The following is a 20,141-nucleotide window of genomic DNA, read 5'->3' on the forward strand; positions in this document are numbered from 1 at the left end:
GCAAAGATGAAGCGCCAACGAGTTGAAATCCGAGACCACAGCGCCGAGGCGGCCTTGTTTGTGCGACGCGCTATCGTCTGCTTTGTCGGTATCATGGCGTTGGTTGGGGTGCTGCTAACCAACCTTTATCATATTCAGGTGACCGAACACCAAGACTACCAAACCCGCTCGAACGATAACCGCATTAAAGTCGTCCCGGTGGCGCCTAACCGTGGCCTCATTTATGACCGCAATGGGAAATTGCTGGCGGAAAACCGCCCCGTTTATCACTTAGAAGTGACGCCTGAGCAAGTCGATGATATGCCGGCAACCCTCGCCCAGCTAAAAGACTTACTCTCATTGACCGACAAAGACATTACGCGCTTTCAAAAAGAGCGTCGCCGCTCGCGACGTTTTAATGCCGTGGCATTGAAAACACAGCTCACCGATAAAGAAGTCGCGATTTTTTCCGCGCACCAGCATCAATTTTCTGGGGTGGAAATCAAAGCCTACTTAAAGCGCCATTACCCTTACGGCGATGCACTGACCCATGTGCTCGGGTATGTCGCCAAAATCAATGATCGCGATATTGCCAAACTCAGGCAAAAAGGGGTGCTCAATAACTACAAAGCAACCCGTGATATTGGCAAGCTGGGGATAGAGAAATACTACGAATCAACACTGCATGGTAAAGCGGGCTACCAAGAAGTTGAGGTGAACAGCCGTGGCCGTGTAATACGTACGCTTAAATATGTGCCCCCGCAACCGGGTAAGGATCTGATTCTTAATCTCGACATTGACCTGCAACTTTACGTGCGCGGCATCCTCGGTGACCGACGAGGCGCGGTGGTGGTGGTCGACCCTGACACCTCGGGCGTCCTGGCGATGGTGTCAACGCCCAGCTACGATCCTAACTTATTTGTGCATGGTATTTCCGGTACCCAATATCGGCAGTTGCTCAATGATAAAGATCGTCCCTTGGTGAATCGCGCCACCCTAGGCATTTACCCGCCAGCTTCCACCGTGAAGCCTTTCATTGCTGTCGCCGCGCTAGAAGAAGGCGTTATCACCACCAAGACCACGCGTAACGACCCTGGTTATTGGCGGATCCCTAACTCGGATACGCGCCCTTTCCGTGACTGGCTCCCTTGGGGGCACGGACGGGTAAATATCGTGCAGTCGATCGAGGAGTCAGTCGATACCTTCTTCTATCAAATCGCTTATGACATGGGGATCGATAAACTCTCTATGTGGATGGAAAAATTTGGCTTTGGCCAATACACAGGCATCGACATTCAAGAAGAAAGCAGCGCTAATATGCCTAACCGTGAATGGAAAATGAGTCGCTACCGCCAACCCTGGTATAAAGGTGACACGATTCCCGTCGGAATTGGGCAAGGTTATTGGACTGCCACCCCGATGCAAATCGTCAAAGCCTTGACCGTGCTGCTCAACCGTGGCGAAGTCAAAGCCCCCAAACTGTTAAATAAAACACGCGATGAACACGGCACCCACAAACCCGACACCGAGCCGTTTCCACCGATTAAAGGGGTCGACGATAAATATTGGGATGTCGGCCTCAAAGGTATGCAACTGGTTAACCACGGTCGCAAAGGGACCGCGCGTCGTTCATTCCGTTCGGCGGAGTATTTATCGGGCGGTAAGTCAGGCACCGCACAGGTTTTCGGGCTGGGTGAAGATGAAGAATATAACGCGGACGAAATTGCTGAACACCTGCGAGACCACGCCCTTTTCATCGGCTTTGCCCCCTTTGAGAACCCGGAAGTCGCGGTCTCTATGGTACTGGAAAACGCAGGGGGTGGCTCGAGCAACGGGGGCCCCATTGCCCGCCGCATCTTCGACCATATCTTGTTAGAAGACAAAGAGACCAAAGAGGCCAAACAATGAGTTCACTTGCCCAAGTCAGCGCGAAACGCTCTTTGTTCGATCGCTTGCATCTCGACTTACCCATGCTCGTGGGCATTTTGTTACTGATGGGCTTCGGCCTGGTGGTGATGTATAGCGCCAGTGGCCAAAGCATGGTGATGATGGAGCGCCAGGCGATCCGCATGCTATTGGCACTCGCGGTCATGTTTGCCCTCGCCCAAGTGCCGCCGCGCCACTATGAGTTTTGGGCGCCCTATTTGTATGCCGTGGGGGTGGTGTTACTGGCGGCGGTACTATTGGTTGGCGAAACCGCAAAGGGCGCGCAGCGCTGGCTTGATCTCGGAGTGGTCACCTTCCAACCCTCAGAGATCATTAAACTTGCGGTACCGCTCATGCTTGCCCGCTTTATTGGCAAAGATCCGCTGCCCCCCAAATTTACTCACTTGCTCATCGCCCTAGTGTTATTGTTTGTGCCCACCATTATGATTGCTAAGCAGCCAGATTTAGGCACCTCAATACTGATTGCCGCCTCTGGGGTGTTCGTGCTGTTTTTGGCCGGGATAAGCTGGAAAATTATCACAGCAGCGGTGATTGCGCTGGCCAGTTTTGTCCCTGTACTCTGGTTTTTCCTAATGCATGATTACCAGCGTACCCGCGTGCTGACCCTGTTTAACCCAGAGTCCGATCCCTTGGGCGCAGGCTATCACATCATTCAATCTAAAATTGCCATTGGCTCTGGTGGCTTAAGCGGCAAAGGCTGGCTACAAGGGACACAGTCTCAATTGGAGTTTCTCCCTGAGCGACACACAGACTTTATTTTCGCCGTTATCGCTGAAGAATGGGGGTTGATCGGTGTCTGTGTCTTGTTAGCCCTGTACCTCTTTTTGATCGGTCGAGGGCTAATGCTCGCCAGCCGCGCCCAAACGGCATTTGGCCGAATGATGGCTGGCAGTATCGTGTTAAGCTTTTTTGTTTATGTTTTTGTCAATATTGGCATGGTCAGCGGCATTCTTCCTGTGGTTGGGGTACCCTTACCACTTATCAGCTATGGCGGCACCTCAATGGTCACACTGATGGCCGGTTTTGGCATTCTGATGTCTATCCACACTCATCGTAAAATGTTATCCAGGGCATAAACATGCGAGCTATTATCGTTTCTAGCGCTATCGTCTTATTAAGTGCATGCAGCAGCCAGCAAGGTCGCTACGACATGCAAAGTGATAAAGCACCCGAGACGGTGCCACAAGTTATTCACGCAGAAAACGCCCAACCCAGGTATGAGCCTTACAGCCTCGCGGGTAACAAAGATTACACGTTAAATGGTCAGCGCTACCAAATCTTACGCGATCCAAAAGGCTACCAAGAGGCGGGCATTGCCTCCTGGTATGGGGAGAAGTTTCATGGCCATCGTACCTCCAATGGCGAGGTGTATGATATGTACTCCATGTCAGCCGCGCACAAAACCCTTCCCCTGCCCAGTTACGTGGAAGTCACCAACCAAAATAATGGTAAAAAGGCCATTGTGCGCGTCAATGACCGAGGGCCCTTTCACAACAAGCGCTTGATAGACCTGAGTTATGCCGCGGCCAAGAAGCTGGATGTATTAAAGACGGGGACAGCCCCCGTGTCACTGCGTCTACTCTCACCGAGTAAACCAGCGGATGACGAGTGGCATTCCGCTCGCCATCATGCCTATTATGTGCAATTGGCTGCCCTCTCTGATGGCCTAAAAGCCAATCAAAAAGCGGAACAATTGGCGAAGACCCATGGTCTACCTACACATATCGCCCGCCGTGATACCGTGTATCGTGTTCGCTTTGGTCCTTTTTATGATCGAGACCAAGCGCAACAAGCGATGCGCACGGCAAAGCAGCATCAGTTGCCGGGGGCATTTATCGTCACCGAAGCACTTGTTAATGGCGACACATCTGTCACAAGTGCTAAAACAAACAATCAATAAGTTAAAGAAATCGAGCCTGTCCCTCTATCCGCAATTTGGTATAGTGAGGGCACAGTATCGACATCGATAACCGACATAAGTACTAACAATGATGAATAAAACCGTTTTCCGCATGCGTACACTGCTTTCTGCAGCCTTATTCGCCTCTGCTACCGCTCAAGCCGCACCTGCTGTTGTCCCTGATGCGCCGCAAATTGCCGCCAAAGGCTACGTATTGATGGATTATCATTCTGGCGAGGTACTGGCTGAAAACAACGCCTATCAACGCCTTAATCCTGCCAGTTTGACGAAAATGATGACCAGTTACGTAATTGGTCAGGAAGTTGAGCGTGGCAATATCTCAATGGATGATGACGTCGTCATTAGTGAGAATGCGTGGGCCAAAAACTTTCCCGGCTCTTCGAAGATGTTCATCGAAGTGGGTACCACGGTGAAAGCGGCCGACCTCAATCGTGGCATTATCATCCAGTCAGGCAACGACGCCTGTGTAGCGATGGCTGAACATGTTGCGGGGTCAGAAGACGCCTTTGTCGACTTGATGAACCGCTGGGGCGAAACCCTAGGTATGGACAGTTCCCATTTTTCCAATGTTCACGGTTTGGACTCCAAAGATCTTTACACCACACCGTACGATATGGCGCTGCTCGGCCAAGCCCTGATTCGCGATGTGCCTGCGGAATATCGTATTTATAAAGAAAAAGCCTTCACTTACAACGGTATCACGCAATACAACCGCAACGGCTTGCTATGGGATAAAAGCTTGAACGTTGACGGTATCAAAACTGGCCACACCGACGGTGCAGGCTACAACTTGGTCACCTCAGCCACTGAAGGCGACATGCGTCTTATCTCGGTGGTGATGGGCACCAAGAGCGCCAACGCCCGCAAAGCAGAGAGCAAAAAACTACTCAACTATGGTTTCCGCTTCTTCGAGACCGTGGCCCCCCATAAAGCCAACGAAACCTTTGTGACTGAGAAGGTCTGGATGGGTGATACAGACGAAGTCGCGCTCGGCGTCACTGAAGATACCTTTGTCACGCTTCCCCGTGGCAAGGCGCAAGATCTGAAAGCCAGTTTTGTCCTCGACAACACATTGGAAGCCCCGATCAGTAAAGGTGATGTCGTCGGTAAACTCTTCTATCAAGTGGATGATGAAGATGTGGCGGAATACCCGCTTGTCGCCCTAAACGATGTTGAAAAAGGCGGGCTTTTTAGTCGCTTAATAGATTACATCGTGATGATGTTTAAAAACCTCGTCGGTTAATCCCTCTCTGTGCCGCCCACCAACTTGGTGGGCGGCTTGTTTTCTCGCGCTTGGCAGATTAGTATTTCGCGTTAATCGTGATCAATCGCACAAACGCGTGCCTCTATCAGCCTGCAGTTGGGAGTTAACATGCAAGAGCAACCGAAATTAAAAGATCTGTTGGAGTTTCCTTGCCAATTCACCTACAAGGTGGTGGGCCAGGCAAAACCTGAACTACCCGATCATGTATTGACCGTGATCCAACGCCACGCGCCAGGCGACTATAGCCCAGCCGTCAAGCCCAGTGCCAAGGGTACCTATCACTCGGTGTCGATCACCATTAAGGCGACCTCCATTGAGCAAGTGGAAATCCTCTATAAAGAGCTGGGTGAAATTGACATCGTCCGCATGGTGCTCTAATTCGAATACCCACACGACTGGCGGCTTTAAATCGCGCTGCCAGCCTCTATAATATCGCCACTGACAACAACATGGGAAATGGGTTTGCAGCACCAACTCGTTGTAAGGCACCTTGGCCGTCAACCGTATCTCCGCGTCTGGGAACAGATGCGCCACTTCACCGATCGGCGTGACGACAATACGCGTGATGAAGTTTGGCTGGTTGAGCATGATCCGGTTTTTACCCAAGGACAAGCGGGAAAAACGGAACATGTGTTGGTCCCAGGCGACATCCCTGTCGTACAATCAGATCGCGGCGGACAGGTGACGTATCATGGGCCAGGGCAACTCGTCGCCTATTTCCTGATTAACCTCAAACGTAAAAAAGTCGGTGTGCGAGCGCTCGTGAGCCATATTGAAGATCTTGTGGTGAACACACTAGCACACTTCCACGTTGACGCTTACGCCCGCCCAGATGCGCCCGGTGTTTACGTTAACGACGCAAAAATATGTTCTCTTGGGCTCCGTATCCGTCGCGGGTGCTCATTCCATGGACTGGCACTCAACATCAATATGGACTTATCACCGTTTCAGCGTATTAACCCATGTGGTTACGCTGGTATGGCCATGACGCAACTGAGCGATCAGGTTGGCAAAGTCACGCTCGAGGACGTTCAACCTGTGCTGGTAGACACTTTAACTCAACAGCTGACGTACTCTGAGGTTGAGTTTACAACGGAAAGCAGCGATTTATGAGCAAACCGATTCAGATGGAACGCGGTGTTAAGTACCGCGACGCCGACAAAATGGCGCTTATCCCGGTCAAAAATATGCCGACCGAGCAAAAAGAAGTGCTGCGCAAGCCTGATTGGATGAAGATCAAACTCCCAGCTGAGACTGCGCGTATTAAAGAAATTAAAGACGCGATGCGTAAAAACAACCTTCACTCCGTGTGTGAAGAGGCATCGTGTCCTAACTTGGCGGAGTGCTTTAGTCACGGCACGGCAACCTTTATGATTCTCGGGGCGATTTGTACCCGCCGTTGCCCTTTCTGTGATGTTGCCCACGGTCGTCCCGTCGCCCCTGATAGCGAAGAGCCAAAGCATCTGGCGCAAACCATCAAAGACATGAAACTGCGCTATGTAGTCATTACCTCGGTTGACCGTGATGATTTACGTGACGGGGGCGCCCAACACTTTGTTGACTGTACCCGAGAAATCCGCGCGCTCAATCCAGAGATCCAAATTGAAACACTGGTTCCTGACTTCCGTGGCCGTATGGATCGCGCACTCGATATCTTGCAAAACAACCCACCCGATGTTTTCAACCATAATTTAGAAACAGCGCCACGGTTGTACCGAAAAGCGCGTCCTGGTGCCAACTATCAATGGTCGCTGGATCTGCTGAAAAAGTTCAAAGAGATGCATCCAGAGGTGCCGACCAAATCGGGCTTGATGATGGGCTTGGGTGAAACCAAAGAAGAGATCATCGAGGTTCTCAAGGACTTGCGTGCTCACGGCGTCACCATGCTCACGCTTGGCCAGTACTTGGCACCAAGCCGCCACCACTTGCCAGTAGAGCGTTACGTCCCGCCTGAAGAGTTTGACGAGCTGAAAGACATTGCTCTTGATTTAGGCTTTACGCATGCCGCATGCGGCCCCTTTGTTCGCTCTTCCTACCATGCCGATCTACAGGCAAAAGGCGTGGAAATTAAATAAACGCCCAAGCTGTTGAGACAAAAAAACCGCTAGCCAGACTAGCGGTTTTTTATTATCGGTTACCTTGGGTACTCAGTGACGTGATAAATAGTCCGCACGCCCCACCCATTTATAGGTAGTCAGCTCCTCAAGCCCCATCGGGCCACGTGCATGCAGCTTTTGCGTCGAAACCGCCACTTCTGCCCCAAGCCCAAACTGCGCACCATCGGTGAAGCGCGTTGAGGCGTTGACGTACACTGCCGCCGAGCCGGCACCATTAATAAAGGTTTCTGCCGCCTGCAAGTCGTTGGTCAAAATGGCATCGGAATGGCTGGCATTGTGCGCGCGCATATGCGCGAGTGCCTCATCCACACTATCAACCACCACCACTCCAAGGGTTGGCCCGAGCCATTCCGTATCAAAGTCTCCTGATTGCGCCTCACGCAGTTGCGCCACACCATCCAGATACGGTAACGCACTTGATCCGGCGACGATGTGCAGCCCATGCTGATTAAACGCCGTCAGCAAGCGAGCGAATAATTGTGCTGCCACGTCTTTGTGAACCAGCAAGGTGTCTAGCGCGTTGCAGGCGGATGGGCGGTCTGTCTTGGCATTGAGGATCACATCGGGTGCTCTATCAAGATCGGCACTGTGATCGACATACAAGTGGCTAATGCCAAACCCCCCGATAATCACAGGGATGGTACTGTTTTGTTTGCACATTTTGTGCAGTCCGGCACCACCGCGTGGAATGATCATGTCGACATAATCATCAAGAGTCAGTAACTCAGAGACCAGCGCACGATCAGGTTTTTCAATATATTGCACCGAGGCATGCGGCAGCCCCGCTTTCTCTAACCCAGTTTGTATCACTTTCACTAATACCTGGTTAGTCGCGAAGGTTTCTTTCCCTCCCCGCAGAATCGCTGCATTGCCCGTTTTTAAGCACAATGCCGCGATATCAATGGTGACATTCGGGCGCGCCTCATAAATGACCCCAATCACTCCTAGCGGTTCACGGCGCTTTGATAATGACATGCCGTTTTCAAGCAGCTTATGATCAAGCATCTGGCCCACGGGATCGGCCAGCGCAATCACTTGCCTCACATCGCTCGCCATATTGGTTAAACGGTCTGGGGTCAGGGTTAAACGGTCCAACATCGCAGGATCCATGTCTGCCTCACGAGCGGCGGCGAGATCGCTTTGGTTGGCGGCTAATATTGCACTTTGCTGTGCATCCAGCTCGTCAGCAATAATGGCGAGTGCTCGGTTCTTGTTGCTCGTCGATGTGACGGCCAGTTGGTGCGCAGCGTCTTTGGCTGCTTTGCCCATGTTTTGTAAACTCATTATGTCCCCGTCTTTGCTCTTTTAATTGTCTACTACGACTAGGTCATCACGGTGCATCGCGACAGGACCGTATTCATAACCAAGAATATCTGCGATTTGCTGGCTATGAGCGCCAGCGATACGGCGCAAATCACTGGCGGTATAGCGACAAATACCGCGCGCGACGCATTTTCCTTCAACCGAGAGAATACGCACCACTTCACCACGCGCAAACGCCCCTTTCACTGCAACAATCCCCTTACTTAACAGGCTGCTACCTTTTTGCGTCACGGCGGTAATCGCGCCCGCATCGACGACAATATCCCCCGCGGGTGGCGGTCCGGCAAGGATCCAGCGTTTACGGCTTTCTAAGGGGCTTTCTAAGGGCAAAAAGCGCGTGCCTGCGTTATCCCCAGCGGTGACTTTTTGAATCACTTCAGGCTTACTCCCCGCGGCGATGGTCACCTCTACCCCCGCTCGACGGCCAATATCAGCCGCTTGAAGCTTGGTCGCCATACCACCTGTGCCCAGGCCCCCTACGCTACCACCTGCTAATTTGCGTAAGGTTTCATCAATGGTATGGACTTCACGAATCAGCTCGGCATCCGGGTTTGAACGCGGATCGGCCGTGAACAAGCCGGGTTGGTCAGTTAAAAGGAGGAGTTTGTCTGCATCGGCGAGGATGGCCACCAAGGCAGATAAGTTATCATTATCGCCCACCTTGATTTCGGACGTTGCAACCGCATCGTTCTCATTCACAATCGGCACAATGCCATTATCCAGTAAGGCCTGAAGCATATCACGCGCGTTGAGAAAGCGTTCACGGTGCTCTAGATCGGCCCGGGTAAGCAGCATCTGTCCGACTTGAAAGCCGTACAAACCAAATAAATGTTCCCAGGTTTGTATTAAACGGCACTGACCCACCGCAGCCAGCATTTGCTTGTTGGCAACCGTGTCAGCGAGTACTGGATAGCCGAGGTGCTCTCTGCCCGCGGCAATCGCAGCTGATGATACGATGATCACCTGATGACCTTGCTGCCGTAAACGGGCACATTGACGCACCAGCTCAACCATGTGTGCCTGATCTAAGCGCGCAGAACCGCCCGTCAACACACTGGTGCCGAGTTTTACCACTAGCGTTTGGGGAGAGACGCTGGCCGCGAGGTCACCGTCTTGAAATACATCTTGAATTGTCATGGTTGCCTGATCCACAAAAGCGTATGTCTCTCTTTTATCAATCCCTCACCTATTTAACAAGGGGTGGGATCAGGCAAATGACGGGTTATTCAGAGCAGGCCAGTTCCGGCTCAGTCAGTGCTTGGCTTGGTGAAAGAGACAGGCCTAGTTCATCGTCCAGCAACGCACTCAATTTGGCATAAAAGTTAGTCAAGGTTTTATCCACGGCCGCTTGCGCTTCACGCGGAATCGACTTGGCGACCCAATCCCCTTTTTTATCAAATAAACCAAACCCATAACGATAGGTAAACCCTTCCCCCTCCGGGGTCATTTCAAACCACCAGCCCCAGAACTCACGTGCGTCAGGATCTTTTTTAGCATCCACACAGACAGAAAGGCTATCGAAGAAGTAGCGCTCGGTGTCTGACTTTCCTTCTCGAAAGTAGGGGCCCAATGCAGTAAAGCGTGTTTTTAATCGTCCATGTGAAAGCGGTAATTTATCGCTCATCGTGTCCTCCAATGGCACTGTGACGTCCTTGTTCATGGTATATCATGGGCTTAGCCATCAGGTGAACGACAATATCCCGCTTTCAGCGGTGGATCACATCTTCATTTTTATCCCTCTCACGGGTAGCGCCTATGCTATCCGTGCCGCGGTATCCCGATTAGAGCACATCCTCGAACCACTTAACGGTTTCGGTCAAGGCACGGTGATAACCATCGTGCAGTGGGGTATTGGGTAACGTCATGGCTTTGCCACCACGACTGTACCTGGCGATCATTTGATTGTCTGACTCCGGACAAACGGGATCATCTTTTAGGCTAAGCGCTAAGATCGGCACCTCAGTGCGTCGGCCAGTAAGCAACCCTTGGTTTTTTAGCGACCACGCCTGTAAGCGCGTTTTTAATGTGTCGATAGGAATACGACGCCCCAAGCGTGATCCGAGGGTATCCAAGTACATAGGCGGCATTTTTTTCATTAAAGAGGCGTCTGTCAGTAACGCATGAACAATACCACCGAGTGACGCACTGGCTTTCACGCGATGCGGCTCGAGAAACGCCATTCTCACTGCCGGATTGGCACCAAAGCGAATGCCCATGGTGCCCACACGGTGATGATCCACCCAAGGGACATCGACCAACTTATCCAACATCGCGGTGTGCAAACGGCTGGTATCTTCATTGAGATGCCAATGGCAGCTATGCCCCACGGAAGGCATATCTAGGGTCAACACAGCAATGTCGGCGGGGGCAAAATAGTCAACAAACAAGCGCCACAAGTCAGTTTGTAAGCTATCTAAGCTGCCGCTTAAGATAACCACCGGTAGCGTGGCGTCGGTGCGGGGTAAATAGAGATATCCTTTCAATGATTTCCCATCTAGCCGCGTCTCCACCGTTTTCACTGTGAACGGCAGTTGTGCAATCGCACTCTCGAACGCCTTAAATGCCAAGGTTTCCGACTGTAGCGCCAAGCTGTCCCCTTTCAAGTGTGGGTAAGCGGCAATACCAAAATATGTGCAAGCTTGTAGCCATTGCTCCCCCGCTTGTTTGGCTTTTCCCTCATCCATCAAGGCTTGGGCGGCTTTTTGATGCTGCATGCCAACCGCTGTCCATTCATAATTCCAGTTTCCCGAGCGGTAGCCTTCAACGGTATCGAGCAATGTTTCTACCGAACGCGAGTTGTCTGAGTGAGCGATACGGGCAAAGATGGCCTCCATTTCCAATGGCTCAACCCCTTGCCACGTCCACTGACCACGACGGCGCATTCGATACCAACTCGACTCACTGTCACCATCAAATGCCGAGTAATCTGACTGTTGGGTTTGCTGAACGGCACCGAACAGGGTCGATGTCTCGGTGGCATGCTTGTGTTTAGCAAACAGCTTGACCGATAGATTTTGTGATTCGTTGTCCGACACACCCGCTCCTAGGCTTTTTATGTAACGTGCTGTTAGTTTAAACCATACACATATCAAGGCCATGATTTTCCGCACTAATCAGCCATACCAGCCAAAAGCGTCACCCCAGAAACCAAAAACGCCGCGTAACAACGCGACGTTTTTTGGGGTGGGAGTATGAATGACTTACTTGGCGATGGGATCAATATAACTGACCGCCATATCCCAAGGCTGTTCAATCCAGGTGTCTTGGGCAATATCGACCACATAGTCATCTACCAAAGGTTTCCCTGCCGGCTTAGCACTGACAGTGACGAAGCGCGCTTTCGGGTATAGCTGGCGGACCATTTCTGCGGTACCCCCGGTATCGACCAGATCATCCACCACGATAAAGCCTTCACCATCACCTGGGGCTTGCTTCACCACTCGCATATCGCGTTGATGGTCATGGTCATAGCTTGAAATACACACAGTATCGACATGACGAATACCCAATTCACGAGCCAGTATGGCTGCGGGTACGAGGCCTCCGCGGCTTACGGCAATAATCCCCTTCCATTGCTCTGCGGGCAGCAATTTCTCCGCCAACTGACGGGTGTACATCTGCATATTGTCCCAAGTGATAATAAACTTATTGCTCATGGTGAAAACCTCGTGGCGACTCTCGCCTTGTTATAACATCAATGTGGGCAGCTGTTTTACACCAAGAAAACGAACTTGAGTAAGAACAACCCCGCCAAAATCCAAATACTGACAGGGACTTCTCGCCCTTTGCCCGCAAAGGTTTTTACGGCACAAAACGCAATAAAGCCAAGCCCGATACCGCTTGCAATCGAATACGTCAGCGGCATCAGCAAACAGACAACCACCACAGGGGCCGCTTCTGTGAGATCTCGCCAATTGATACCGACTAAGCCAGACATCATCAAGATCGCCACATAAAACAATGCGCCGGCGGTCGCATAAGCTGGCACCATCCCTGCGAGCGGCGCAAAAAAGAGCGCGAGCAAAAACAAGATGCCGACAACGACCGCCGTTAGGCCTGTGCGCCCGCCCGCGGCGACCCCGGAGACACTCTCAATGTAAGAAGTCGTGTTTGACGTGCCTAAAAGCGCCCCGACGGAGGTCGCGGTACTGTCTGCCAGTAAAGCACGATTTAAACGCGGTAGTTTACCATCTTTGTCGAGAAGTTCCGCGCGCTGTGCCACACCCACTAAGGTTCCTGCGGTATCAAAAAGGTCAACAAACAAAAATGCGAACACAATCGACACCAACCCCACTTCCAATGCGCCAGAAAAATCTAGCTGCATAAACGTCGGTGCTAAGCTCGGTGGTGCTGACATCACGCCCCCATAAGCCACATCTCCGGCAATCACACCAATCACGGTGACCGCTAAAATCGCAATCATGACCGCCCCTTTCAAACCACGATGCACAAGGCCAATGGTCAGGAAGAACCCGAGTGCCGCCATCGCGGGGGCGAACGCGGTCACATCGCCCAGTGCCACCATGGTGGCTGGATGATCAACCACAATCCCCGCATTTTGTAAGGCAATCAGTGCCAAGAAAAGACCAATACCAGCGGAGATCCCCGTCCTCAATGACATGGGAATGGAGTTAATAATCCACTCTCGCACGCGCAATACACTCAGCAAGATAAAACATAGGCCCGAGATAAAGACCGCCGCTAGCGCAACTTGCCACGAGTGTCCCATTTGCAATACCACCGTGTAGGTGAAGAAAGCATTCAAGCCCATCCCCGGCGCCTGCGCCACCGGATAGTTGGCAACAATCCCCATCACCAAACAACCAATTGCGGCAGCGAGACAGGTGGCGACAAAGACAGCGCCTTTGTCCATGCCCGTTTCGGCTAAAATCGATGGGTTGACGAATATGATGTACGCCATGGTTAAGAAGGTGGTAAACCCAGCAATCACTTCCGTGCGAAGATCTGTGCCATGGGCCTTGAGTTTAAATAAACGCTCTAACATCGGTTATGTCCCAAACTAAAAGTGGTGTATCGCTAGATACCAAAAGGAAAACGTTTGCGTGGTAAAATTTGGCGCAAATCTTACCGATCGATGGCGGAAATTTCCAGCGTAAAAAGACCGGAACAAGGGTAAATATCGCCGACTCGAACAGATAACTGTCAAAATCGTCATTATTTGGTAGCAAACAGGCAAAAAAAACGCCACACATTGTGCGGCGCCAGAATTAAAGCGTTTGCTTCTGGATCAGAAATGTCTCTGTAAGAGCGGGGGAATCGTAAAACTTACTTGCTATACCCGAACGGTGCCGGATACGTAAAACCTTGTGTATAGACTGACTGCTGGTTCCAGTAGTAGCTTGATACCATGCCTTCCATTTTTAACCTCTCTCAAGTTTAAACCAATGTTGTTCACATTTATCTCGGTTCCTTGGAGGCGAATACTCGGGTTCACTCCATGAACAACTGGCAAGCTTGGTTGCCAATGTCTAGATAATACCCCAATGGTAATTTATTTACAAGTATAATGGTGACCATAGTCACAAAAAGTTCATATGTGTAATTTAGTTACAATAAAAACGCCTAGTAATGCCGGCATAAGTGGTTTCTCTCCGTGACTGTTGTCGACATAGAGACAGTGATATCCTTGGGTTTGTTTTTCCATTCCAGAGAGGCCTGCTACGAAAAAGGCCATAGATAAAATAAAATGGAGTCTACCGTGTCTGAAATCAGCCAATTATCACCCCGCCCCGTTTGGGCATTCTTCGACCAGATCTGTGCTATTCCTCATCCCTCTTATCATGAGTCGCAACTTGCTCAATTTATTATCGACTGGGCTAAAGGGCGCGGCCTAGACGTCCGTCAGGATCAAACGGGGAACGTATTTATTCGTAAACCGGCAACGCCCGGAATGGAAAACCGTAAAGGGGTCGTACTCCAAGCCCACTTGGATATGGTGCCGCAGAAAAACGAGCATACCGATCACGATTTCACTCGCGATCCTATTCGTCCTTATGTCGATGGTGACTGGGTGACCGCTGATGGCACGACATTAGGCGCGGACAATGGCATTGGCATGGCTTCATGCCTTGCGGTACTAGATGCGGATGACATTGAGCATGGCCCGCTAGAGGTGCTACTTACCACCAATGAAGAAGCCGGAATGGATGGCGCATTTGGCTTGGAAGCAGGATGGCTAGAAGGCGACGTTTTGCTCAACACGGATTCGGAGCAAGAAGGCGAAGTCTATATGGGGTGTGCCGGTGGCGTCGATGCCAGCATGCATTTTCCGATTGAGCGACAAATCAACGACGAGGGGCTTGCGCGCTTTACCGTGGGGATCAAAGGGCTAAAAGGTGGTCACTCAGGAGTCGACATCCACACCGGACGCGCCAATGCCAATAAATTACTGGCCCGTTTGCTCAGTCATCATCTTGGAGAAACGGATACACGCCTACTCGCATTGCGGGGCGGCACCTTGCGTAATGCCATCCCGCGAGAGGCGTTTGCCGATATCGCCATCCCTAAAGGCCAGCAGCAAGCGCTGGCGGCGGCTGTCGATGATTTTGCCATGCTGATGAAAGACGAACTTGGCCAGCTTGAACAGCAAGTCACTGTCATTCTAGAGCCGTGTGATAACCCCATTGCACCGCTGACACGCGCCGTGCAATCCCGTTTATTGGCGGCCTTGAATGCCGCACCAAACGGCGTTGTCAGAATGAGTGATGATGTTCCGGGCGTGGTCGAAACGTCACTGAATTTAGGGGTTATCAACACCGAAGAGGATCGCATTACTGTGCTATTTCTGATCCGCTCGTTAATCGATTCAGGCAGAGAAATGATGCAGGGGATGCTGCAATCTTTGGCAAGCCTCGCCAATGTCACGGTCGAGTTCTCAGGCGCATATCCAGGCTGGAAGCCCGATCCTGACTCACAAATCATGCATATTTTCCGTGACACCTATGAAGGTATTTATCAGCGTAAGCCTGACATTATGGTGATTCATGCTGGCCTTGAATGTGGCTTGTTTAAGAAGCCGTATCCAACGATGGATATGATCTCCTTCGGCCCGACCATCAAGTTCCCACATTCACCCGATGAAAAAGTGCATATCGACAGTGTGGGCCATTACTGGCAGCAAATGCAGGCGATTTTAAAGGCGATCCCCACTAAATCAGCCTAACCCAGTAAGCTAAGTTGGGGGGCATTATCGTCCCCCAATCCCACCGATAGCCCAATCAGTCGTATGTGTCGTCCCTCGCCACGATAAAACGCCTCATGCAGCAAGGTATCAAACAACGCGCGGTCAAGTGACTCGCATCGATGCGCCACCGTGGTGGTTTGAAAATCATTGAACTTGATTTTTATCCCCTGCCGACAAATTCGGCCACTAGCATCGGCTTTTTCTAAGCGAACCAATAACGCTTGATAGAGGTGATCTATCCAGGGTAGACAGGCCTCGAGCTGGTCAATATCCTCGGAGAGGGTCCGCTCTACGCCCACGGATTTGCGAACTCGCTCAACTTCAACCTCTCGTGGGTCAATACCGTGCGCCCGCTGCCATAGCACGGCACCAAATTTCCCCATCCGCTGTATCAAATCGGTTTGATCGCAGGCCTGGATATCTGCGCAAGTAAAAAGGTTCCATTCATGTAGTTTTGTCAATGTGACTCGACCCACACCAGGAATTGACTGCAAAGGGAGGTCACGGACAAAGTCATCCACCTGCTCAGGCCCCACCACACAAATGCCATCCGGTTTGTTTTTGTCAGAGGCGACTTTAGCGACAAACTTCACCGGTGCTACACCGGCTGATGCGGTGAGACCAAGCTCTTGATAAATATCGCGCCGAATCGCTTGAGCTATCCGCGTCGCAGAGTTTTGTAGACACACAGTGTCGGTGACATCGAGGTAAGCTTCATCCAAAGATAACGGCTCGATGAGATCGGTGTAGCGATGAAAAATAGCATGAAGCTGCTGAGATACTCGGCGGTATTTGCCCATATCGCCGCGCATCACGGTTAACCCAGGGCATAGTTTAAGAGCTTGGGCGGTCGCCATTGCCGAGCGGATCCCAAATCGGCGCGCCGGATAATTACAGGTCGCTATCACACCTCGCCCATCCGCAGACCCACCAATCGCTAAGGGAATGGTTTGTAACGCAGGATTATCCCGCATTTCGACGGCCGCATAAAAACAGTCCATGTCGATATGGATAATTTTCTTGCTCGCTCGGCGGGTTTTTGAGCTCGTCATTATGCTGCGTCGCTAACAGCCCAACCGTGGCGGTCACCACGGTGGGCATTCTCTTTAGATGATTTGGTTTTTCTTCCATTCACGCGTTTTTTCCGCGCGATCTTCTCGCTTTTTCCGCGCATCACATGGCTCTGGGCAGTCGCACTCTTTTTCGATACCGACGGCCCCTAAGCCACCACAGCTACCACTGATCGTTTTCTGCTGCACGATGTAACCAATTGCCATGCCGGCAATGACGAGTACAAAGACAGCAAAGGTGATAAGAAAAACTGACATAATTGCTCACCTACTTTTAGTCGTCACGCTCAGCAACATAACGCTGAACGCTAGTTCCACGCCTAATGCGTGTAATAGTAGCCGCCAGTGCGCGTGACGCACTAACGGTTTAGGTACGGTTTAAAGGCCTCTGACGCCATTTCTGTAAACCCGTCATCGGTTTTGACCACCATAAACGCGGGAATATCCGCTTGGTTGGCCAGCGCCATGGCCTTTTCCGGCCCCAACACCATAAAGCCCGTCGCTAAACCATCAGCGGTCATGCAAGACGGATCAAGCACAGTGACGGACACGAGGTGATGATTAATGGGTCGTCCTGTTTTGGGGTCGATAATGTGCGAATAACGTACACCATCTTGCTCAAAATAGTTACGGTAATCGCCAGACGTAGCGACGGCCATATCACCGGGCTGAATGATCTCTTGCACAGATTGCGCGCCAGCACTGGGTTTTTCGATGGCAATCCGCCACGGGTTTTGATCTTGGTTGACACCCTTTAATTGTAACTCACCGCCAATCTCAACCAAATAATTATCGAGACCAAGCGTGGCGAGATAATTGGCGACCACATCTACCCCATACCCTTTGGCAATCGTCGACAAATCGACATACAGATCAGGATGGGTTTTGGTGAGGGTGTTGCCTTCAACCTGTAAATGCTCCAACCCAATCCTTTCCATGCGTGAGGCGATGTCTTTGTCGCTCGGAATATTCTCTGGGCGTTTCTCGGGGCCAAAGCTCCATAAGTTCACCAACGGGCCTACAGTGACATCGAGCGCCCCTTGAGTGAACTCATTCAGCCGAATCGCTTCTTTCACCACGGTCGCGGTTGCTGGCGATACGTCCATTGGTGTATCCGCTTTCCGCTGATTGAACTGGCTGAGTTCAGAATCGGTACGATACGTCGACATCTGATCGTTGACTCGTTCCAAGCGCTTATCAATTTCAGCTTGAATCACATCCTGTGATGGCGCGTTGTCGGTGGCGATATATTTCACCGAGTAGTATGTTCCCATGGTCTCACCGGTCAGATGCACCAGCTCAGGAGCACGGTCGCAACCGAGCAATCCGACAGCTAGCGCAAATACCCATGCACAGCGTAACCATAACGTCTTCATAGTGGTGTCCTTCGACATCAGTTTCATACGTAAAATGGCTGACCCATAGGCCAGCCATTAAGAGGTAAGACAGACTGTCGGTGTTTACCCGCCGAAATCATCCAGAAGAATGTTTTCGTCTTCGACACCCAGGTCTTTAAGCAAACCAATCACGGCGGCGTTCATCATCGGCGGCCCACACATGTAATATTCACAATCTTCTGGCGCTTCATGATCTTTCAAGTAGTTTTCATAAAGGACATTGTGAATAAAGCCCGTGTCCCCTTCCCAGTTATCCTCTGGAAGTGGATCCGATAGCGCACAATACCACTCGAAGTTATCGTTTTGCTCTTGGAGCATATCGAAGTCTTCGACATAGAACATTTCTCGCTTAGAGCGCGCACCATACCAGAAGGTGATCTTACGATCGGTGTTCAGACGCTTAAGCTGGTCAAAGATGTGTGAGCGCATTGGCGCCATACCGGCACCACCACCCACAAATACCATCTCCGCATCGGTGTCTTTAGCAAAGAACTCACCGAATGGCCCAGAGATTGTACACTTGTCACCTGGCTTGAGTGACCAAATATAGGACGACATCTGACCTGGTGGCACATCAGGATTACGTGGTGGTGGCGTTGCCACACGCACGTTCAGCATGATAATGCCTTCCTCTTCTGGGTAGTTTGCCATCGAGTACGCACGGATGATCTCTTCATCCACCTTCGACTCATAGCGGAAAAGATTAAACTTCTCCCAGTCTTCAAGATATTCCTCTGGAATATCAAAGTCTGAGTATTTGATGTGGTGCGGTGGCGCTTCAATTTGAATATAACCGCCAGCTCGGAAGGGAACCGACTCACCATCAGGGATACGTAGTTTAAGCTCTTTGATGAAGGTGGCTTTGTTATCGTTGGAGATAACTTCACATTCCCATTTTTTCACCCCAAAGATTTCTTCGGGAAGCTCGATTTTCATGTCTTGCTTGACTGCAACCTGACATGAAAGACGCTCACCTTCACGTGCTTCACCTTTGGTGATGTGGTCAAGCTCGGTCGGCAGAATATCACCACCACCTTCTTTGATCTTCACGCGGCACTGACCACATGAACCACCGCCACCACAGGCAGACGATACAAACACACCAGCACCAGCCAGTGCGCCAAGCAGTTTACCGCCTGGCTGAGTAACGATCGCTTTTTCAGGATCGTCATTGATATCAATTGTGACGTCTCCGGTTGGTACCAGCTTGGATTTGGCGAACAAGATCACCAATACCAATGCCAGCACAATCAGAGTAAACATCACTACACCAAGAATAATGTCCATTGACTATTCCTTTTCTCGCAGTTTACCCGGCTTACAGTTGCACACCAGAGAAAGACATAAAGCCCAATGCCATCAGGCCAACAGAGATAAAGGTGATCCCCAATCCCCGCAGTGCTGGCGGCACGTCTGAATACTTCATTTTCTCACGGATACCCGCAAGGGCGACGATGGCTAACATCCAGCCCACCCCAGAGCCGAAGCCATATACGACTGACTCTGCGAAGTTGTAATCACGCTGTACCATGAATGATACGCCACCAAAGATGGCGCAGTTCACCGTGATCAACGGCAGGAAGATACCTAACGCGTTGTAAAGTGGCGGGAAGAAGCGGTCTAATACCATTTCCAAGATCTGGACCAATGCGGCGATAACACCGATAAAGGTCACAAAGTTTAGAAAGCTTAGATCGATCCCCTTCACCAACGCGTCTTCACGCAGGATCAGGTTGTAGACCAAATTGTTAACCGGTACTGCGATAGTCAATACCACCACCACGGCGACACCAAGGCCAAACGCTGTTTTGACTTTCTTAGATACCGCCAAGAACGTACACATGCCGAGGAAGAATGCCAGCGCCATGTTCTCAATAAAGATTGAGCGCACCAGCAGGCTCAAATAATGTTCCATGTGC

General features: G+C 51.1%; 19 protein-coding genes. 8 read left to right on the forward strand and 11 right to left on the reverse strand.

The window, feature by feature from the left end; genetic code table 11:
• Positions 1 to 6: 6 nt before the first annotated feature.
• From mrdA to lipA, 7 genes are all read left to right on the forward strand, one after another.
• Positions 7 to 1,887 carry a penicillin-binding protein 2 gene (mrdA, locus tag BZG20_RS07590; protein ID WP_077578612.1) on the forward strand — a complete coding sequence of 627 codons (1,881 nt, stop codon included), beginning with the start codon at positions 7 to 9 and terminating at the stop codon, positions 1,885 to 1,887.
• Positions 1,884 to 3,002 (forward strand): rod shape-determining protein RodA, encoded by a 1,119-nt coding sequence (gene rodA / locus BZG20_RS07595; protein WP_046073737.1) that lies wholly within the window; start codon positions 1,884 to 1,886, stop codon positions 3,000 to 3,002. The genes mrdA and rodA overlap by 4 nt, the downstream gene beginning before the upstream one ends.
• 2 nt (positions 3,003 to 3,004) lie before the next feature.
• Positions 3,005 to 3,826, forward strand: coding sequence for a septal ring lytic transglycosylase RlpA family protein (locus BZG20_RS07600; protein ID WP_046073738.1), 822 nt, complete (start codon positions 3,005 to 3,007; stop codon positions 3,824 to 3,826).
• Between the two features lie 91 nt (positions 3,827 to 3,917).
• A complete protein-coding gene (locus BZG20_RS07605; protein ID WP_046073867.1) occupies positions 3,918 to 5,090 on the forward strand; it encodes a serine hydrolase in 1,173 nt (390 codons plus the stop codon).
• A 129-nt stretch (positions 5,091 to 5,219) separates the two neighbouring features.
• Positions 5,220 to 5,489 (forward strand): DUF493 family protein YbeD, encoded by a 270-nt coding sequence (ybeD, locus tag BZG20_RS07610; RefSeq protein ID WP_046073739.1) that lies wholly within the window; start codon positions 5,220 to 5,222, stop codon positions 5,487 to 5,489.
• A gap of 84 nt (positions 5,490 to 5,573) precedes the next feature.
• Complete coding sequence (gene lipB / locus BZG20_RS07615) at positions 5,574 to 6,224, forward strand: lipoyl(octanoyl) transferase LipB (RefSeq protein WP_172969991.1); 651 nt, start codon at positions 5,574 to 5,576, stop codon at positions 6,222 to 6,224.
• Complete coding sequence (lipA, locus tag BZG20_RS07620; RefSeq protein ID WP_046073741.1) at positions 6,221 to 7,186, forward strand: lipoyl synthase; 966 nt, start codon at positions 6,221 to 6,223, stop codon at positions 7,184 to 7,186. Before lipB ends, lipA begins: the two co-directional genes overlap by 4 nt.
• A gap of 72 nt (positions 7,187 to 7,258) precedes the next feature.
• Here lipA and BZG20_RS07625 read toward each other — a convergent pair whose 3' ends face one another.
• The 6 genes from BZG20_RS07625 to BZG20_RS07650 all read right to left on the reverse strand — a co-directional run bounded on the left by BZG20_RS07625 (position 7,259) and on the right by BZG20_RS07650 (position 13,556).
• On the reverse strand, positions 7,259 to 8,512 hold the full coding sequence (locus tag BZG20_RS07625) for a glutamate-5-semialdehyde dehydrogenase (RefSeq protein WP_077578613.1): 1,254 nt from the start codon (positions 8,510 to 8,512) through the stop codon (positions 7,259 to 7,261).
• A 21-nt stretch (positions 8,513 to 8,533) separates the two neighbouring features.
• Positions 8,534 to 9,688 (reverse strand): glutamate 5-kinase, encoded by a 1,155-nt coding sequence (proB, locus tag BZG20_RS07630; RefSeq protein ID WP_077578638.1) that lies wholly within the window; start codon positions 9,686 to 9,688, stop codon positions 8,534 to 8,536.
• 85 nt (positions 9,689 to 9,773) lie between these two features.
• On the reverse strand, positions 9,774 to 10,175 hold the full coding sequence (gene crl / locus BZG20_RS07635) for a sigma factor-binding protein Crl (RefSeq protein ID WP_077578614.1): 402 nt from the start codon (positions 10,173 to 10,175) through the stop codon (positions 9,774 to 9,776).
• A gap of 157 nt (positions 10,176 to 10,332) precedes the next feature.
• Positions 10,333 to 11,586, reverse strand: a complete 1,254-nt coding sequence (gene frsA, locus BZG20_RS07640; protein ID WP_077578615.1) for an esterase FrsA — start codon at positions 11,584 to 11,586, stop codon at positions 10,333 to 10,335.
• Positions 11,587 to 11,751: 165 nt separating this feature from the next.
• Positions 11,752 to 12,207 carry a xanthine phosphoribosyltransferase gene (gene gpt, locus BZG20_RS07645; RefSeq protein WP_069361135.1) on the reverse strand — a complete coding sequence of 152 codons (456 nt, stop codon included), beginning with the start codon at positions 12,205 to 12,207 and terminating at the stop codon, positions 11,752 to 11,754.
• Positions 12,208 to 12,263: 56 nt separating this feature from the next.
• Positions 12,264 to 13,556: an NCS2 family permease gene (locus tag BZG20_RS07650; RefSeq protein ID WP_046073747.1), complete on the reverse strand. Its 1,293-nt coding sequence runs from the start codon at positions 13,554 to 13,556 to the stop codon at positions 12,264 to 12,266.
• Positions 13,557 to 14,270: 714 nt separating this feature from the next.
• Here BZG20_RS07650 and BZG20_RS07655 point away from each other — a divergent pair.
• Entirely contained in the window at positions 14,271 to 15,734 is a 1,464-nt protein-coding gene (locus tag BZG20_RS07655; protein ID WP_046073748.1) for an aminoacyl-histidine dipeptidase, read from the forward strand.
• On the opposite strand, the gene dinB is transcribed toward BZG20_RS07655, so the two are convergent.
• The 5 genes from dinB to nqrE form a co-directional block, all read right to left on the reverse strand.
• Positions 15,731 to 16,807 (reverse strand): DNA polymerase IV, encoded by a 1,077-nt coding sequence (gene dinB, locus BZG20_RS07660; protein ID WP_077578616.1) that lies wholly within the window; start codon positions 16,805 to 16,807, stop codon positions 15,731 to 15,733. The two genes, BZG20_RS07655 and dinB, sit on opposite strands and share 4 nt — an antisense overlap.
• A 54-nt stretch (positions 16,808 to 16,861) precedes the next feature.
• The gene (nqrM, locus tag BZG20_RS07665; protein ID WP_046073749.1) at positions 16,862 to 17,083 is read right to left on the reverse strand and encodes a (Na+)-NQR maturation NqrM; all 222 of its coding nucleotides are present in this window, start codon (positions 17,081 to 17,083) and stop codon (positions 16,862 to 16,864) included.
• 101 nt (positions 17,084 to 17,184) lie between these two features.
• A complete protein-coding gene (locus BZG20_RS07670; protein WP_046073750.1) occupies positions 17,185 to 18,201 on the reverse strand; it encodes an FAD:protein FMN transferase in 1,017 nt (338 codons plus the stop codon).
• A gap of 84 nt (positions 18,202 to 18,285) precedes the next feature.
• Positions 18,286 to 19,509, reverse strand: a complete 1,224-nt coding sequence (nqrF, locus tag BZG20_RS07675; RefSeq protein WP_046073751.1) for an NADH:ubiquinone reductase (Na(+)-transporting) subunit F — start codon at positions 19,507 to 19,509, stop codon at positions 18,286 to 18,288.
• Between the two features lie 31 nt (positions 19,510 to 19,540).
• Positions 19,541 to 20,137, reverse strand: a complete 597-nt coding sequence (gene nqrE, locus BZG20_RS07680; protein WP_046073752.1) for an NADH:ubiquinone reductase (Na(+)-transporting) subunit E — start codon at positions 20,135 to 20,137, stop codon at positions 19,541 to 19,543.
• Positions 20,138 to 20,141 lie beyond the last annotated feature (4 nt).

This window comes from Salinivibrio sp. IB868 (assembly GCF_001995655.1).
Classification (GTDB): Bacteria; Pseudomonadota; Gammaproteobacteria; order Enterobacterales; family Vibrionaceae; genus Salinivibrio; species Salinivibrio siamensis.

Excerpts from the sequence above, each read along its gene's own strand:
- mrdA (WP_077578612.1), top strand. The coding sequence starts at position 7 with ATGAAGCGCCAACGAGTTGAAATCCGAGACCACAGCGCCGAGGCGGCC.
- rodA (WP_046073737.1), top strand. The coding sequence starts at position 1,884 with ATGAGTTCACTTGCCCAAGTCAGCGCGAAACGCTCTTTGTTCGATCGC.
- BZG20_RS07600 (WP_046073738.1), top strand. The coding sequence starts at position 3,005 with ATGCGAGCTATTATCGTTTCTAGCGCTATCGTCTTATTAAGTGCATGC.
- BZG20_RS07605 (WP_046073867.1), top strand. The coding sequence starts at position 3,918 with ATGAATAAAACCGTTTTCCGCATGCGTACACTGCTTTCTGCAGCCTTA.
- ybeD (WP_046073739.1), top strand. The coding sequence starts at position 5,220 with ATGCAAGAGCAACCGAAATTAAAAGATCTGTTGGAGTTTCCTTGCCAA.
- lipA (WP_046073741.1), top strand. The coding sequence starts at position 6,221 with ATGAGCAAACCGATTCAGATGGAACGCGGTGTTAAGTACCGCGACGCC.
- BZG20_RS07625 (WP_077578613.1), bottom strand. The coding sequence starts at position 8,512 with ATGAGTTTACAAAACATGGGCAAAGCAGCCAAAGACGCTGCGCACCAA.
- proB (WP_077578638.1), bottom strand. The coding sequence starts at position 9,688 with ATGACAATTCAAGATGTATTTCAAGACGGTGACCTCGCGGCCAGCGTC.
- crl (WP_077578614.1), bottom strand. The coding sequence starts at position 10,175 with ATGAGCGATAAATTACCGCTTTCACATGGACGATTAAAAACACGCTTT.
- gpt (WP_069361135.1), bottom strand. The coding sequence starts at position 12,207 with ATGAGCAATAAGTTTATTATCACTTGGGACAATATGCAGATGTACACC.
- BZG20_RS07650 (WP_046073747.1), bottom strand. The coding sequence starts at position 13,556 with ATGTTAGAGCGTTTATTTAAACTCAAGGCCCATGGCACAGATCTTCGC.
- dinB (WP_077578616.1), bottom strand. The coding sequence starts at position 16,807 with ATGACGAGCTCAAAAACCCGCCGAGCGAGCAAGAAAATTATCCATATC.
- nqrM (WP_046073749.1), bottom strand. The coding sequence starts at position 17,083 with ATGTCAGTTTTTCTTATCACCTTTGCTGTCTTTGTACTCGTCATTGCC.
- BZG20_RS07670 (WP_046073750.1), bottom strand. The coding sequence starts at position 18,201 with ATGAAGACGTTATGGTTACGCTGTGCATGGGTATTTGCGCTAGCTGTC.
- nqrF (WP_046073751.1), bottom strand. The coding sequence starts at position 19,509 with ATGGACATTATTCTTGGTGTAGTGATGTTTACTCTGATTGTGCTGGCA.
- nqrE (WP_046073752.1), bottom strand. The coding sequence starts at position 20,137 with ATGGAACATTATTTGAGCCTGCTGGTGCGCTCAATCTTTATTGAGAAC.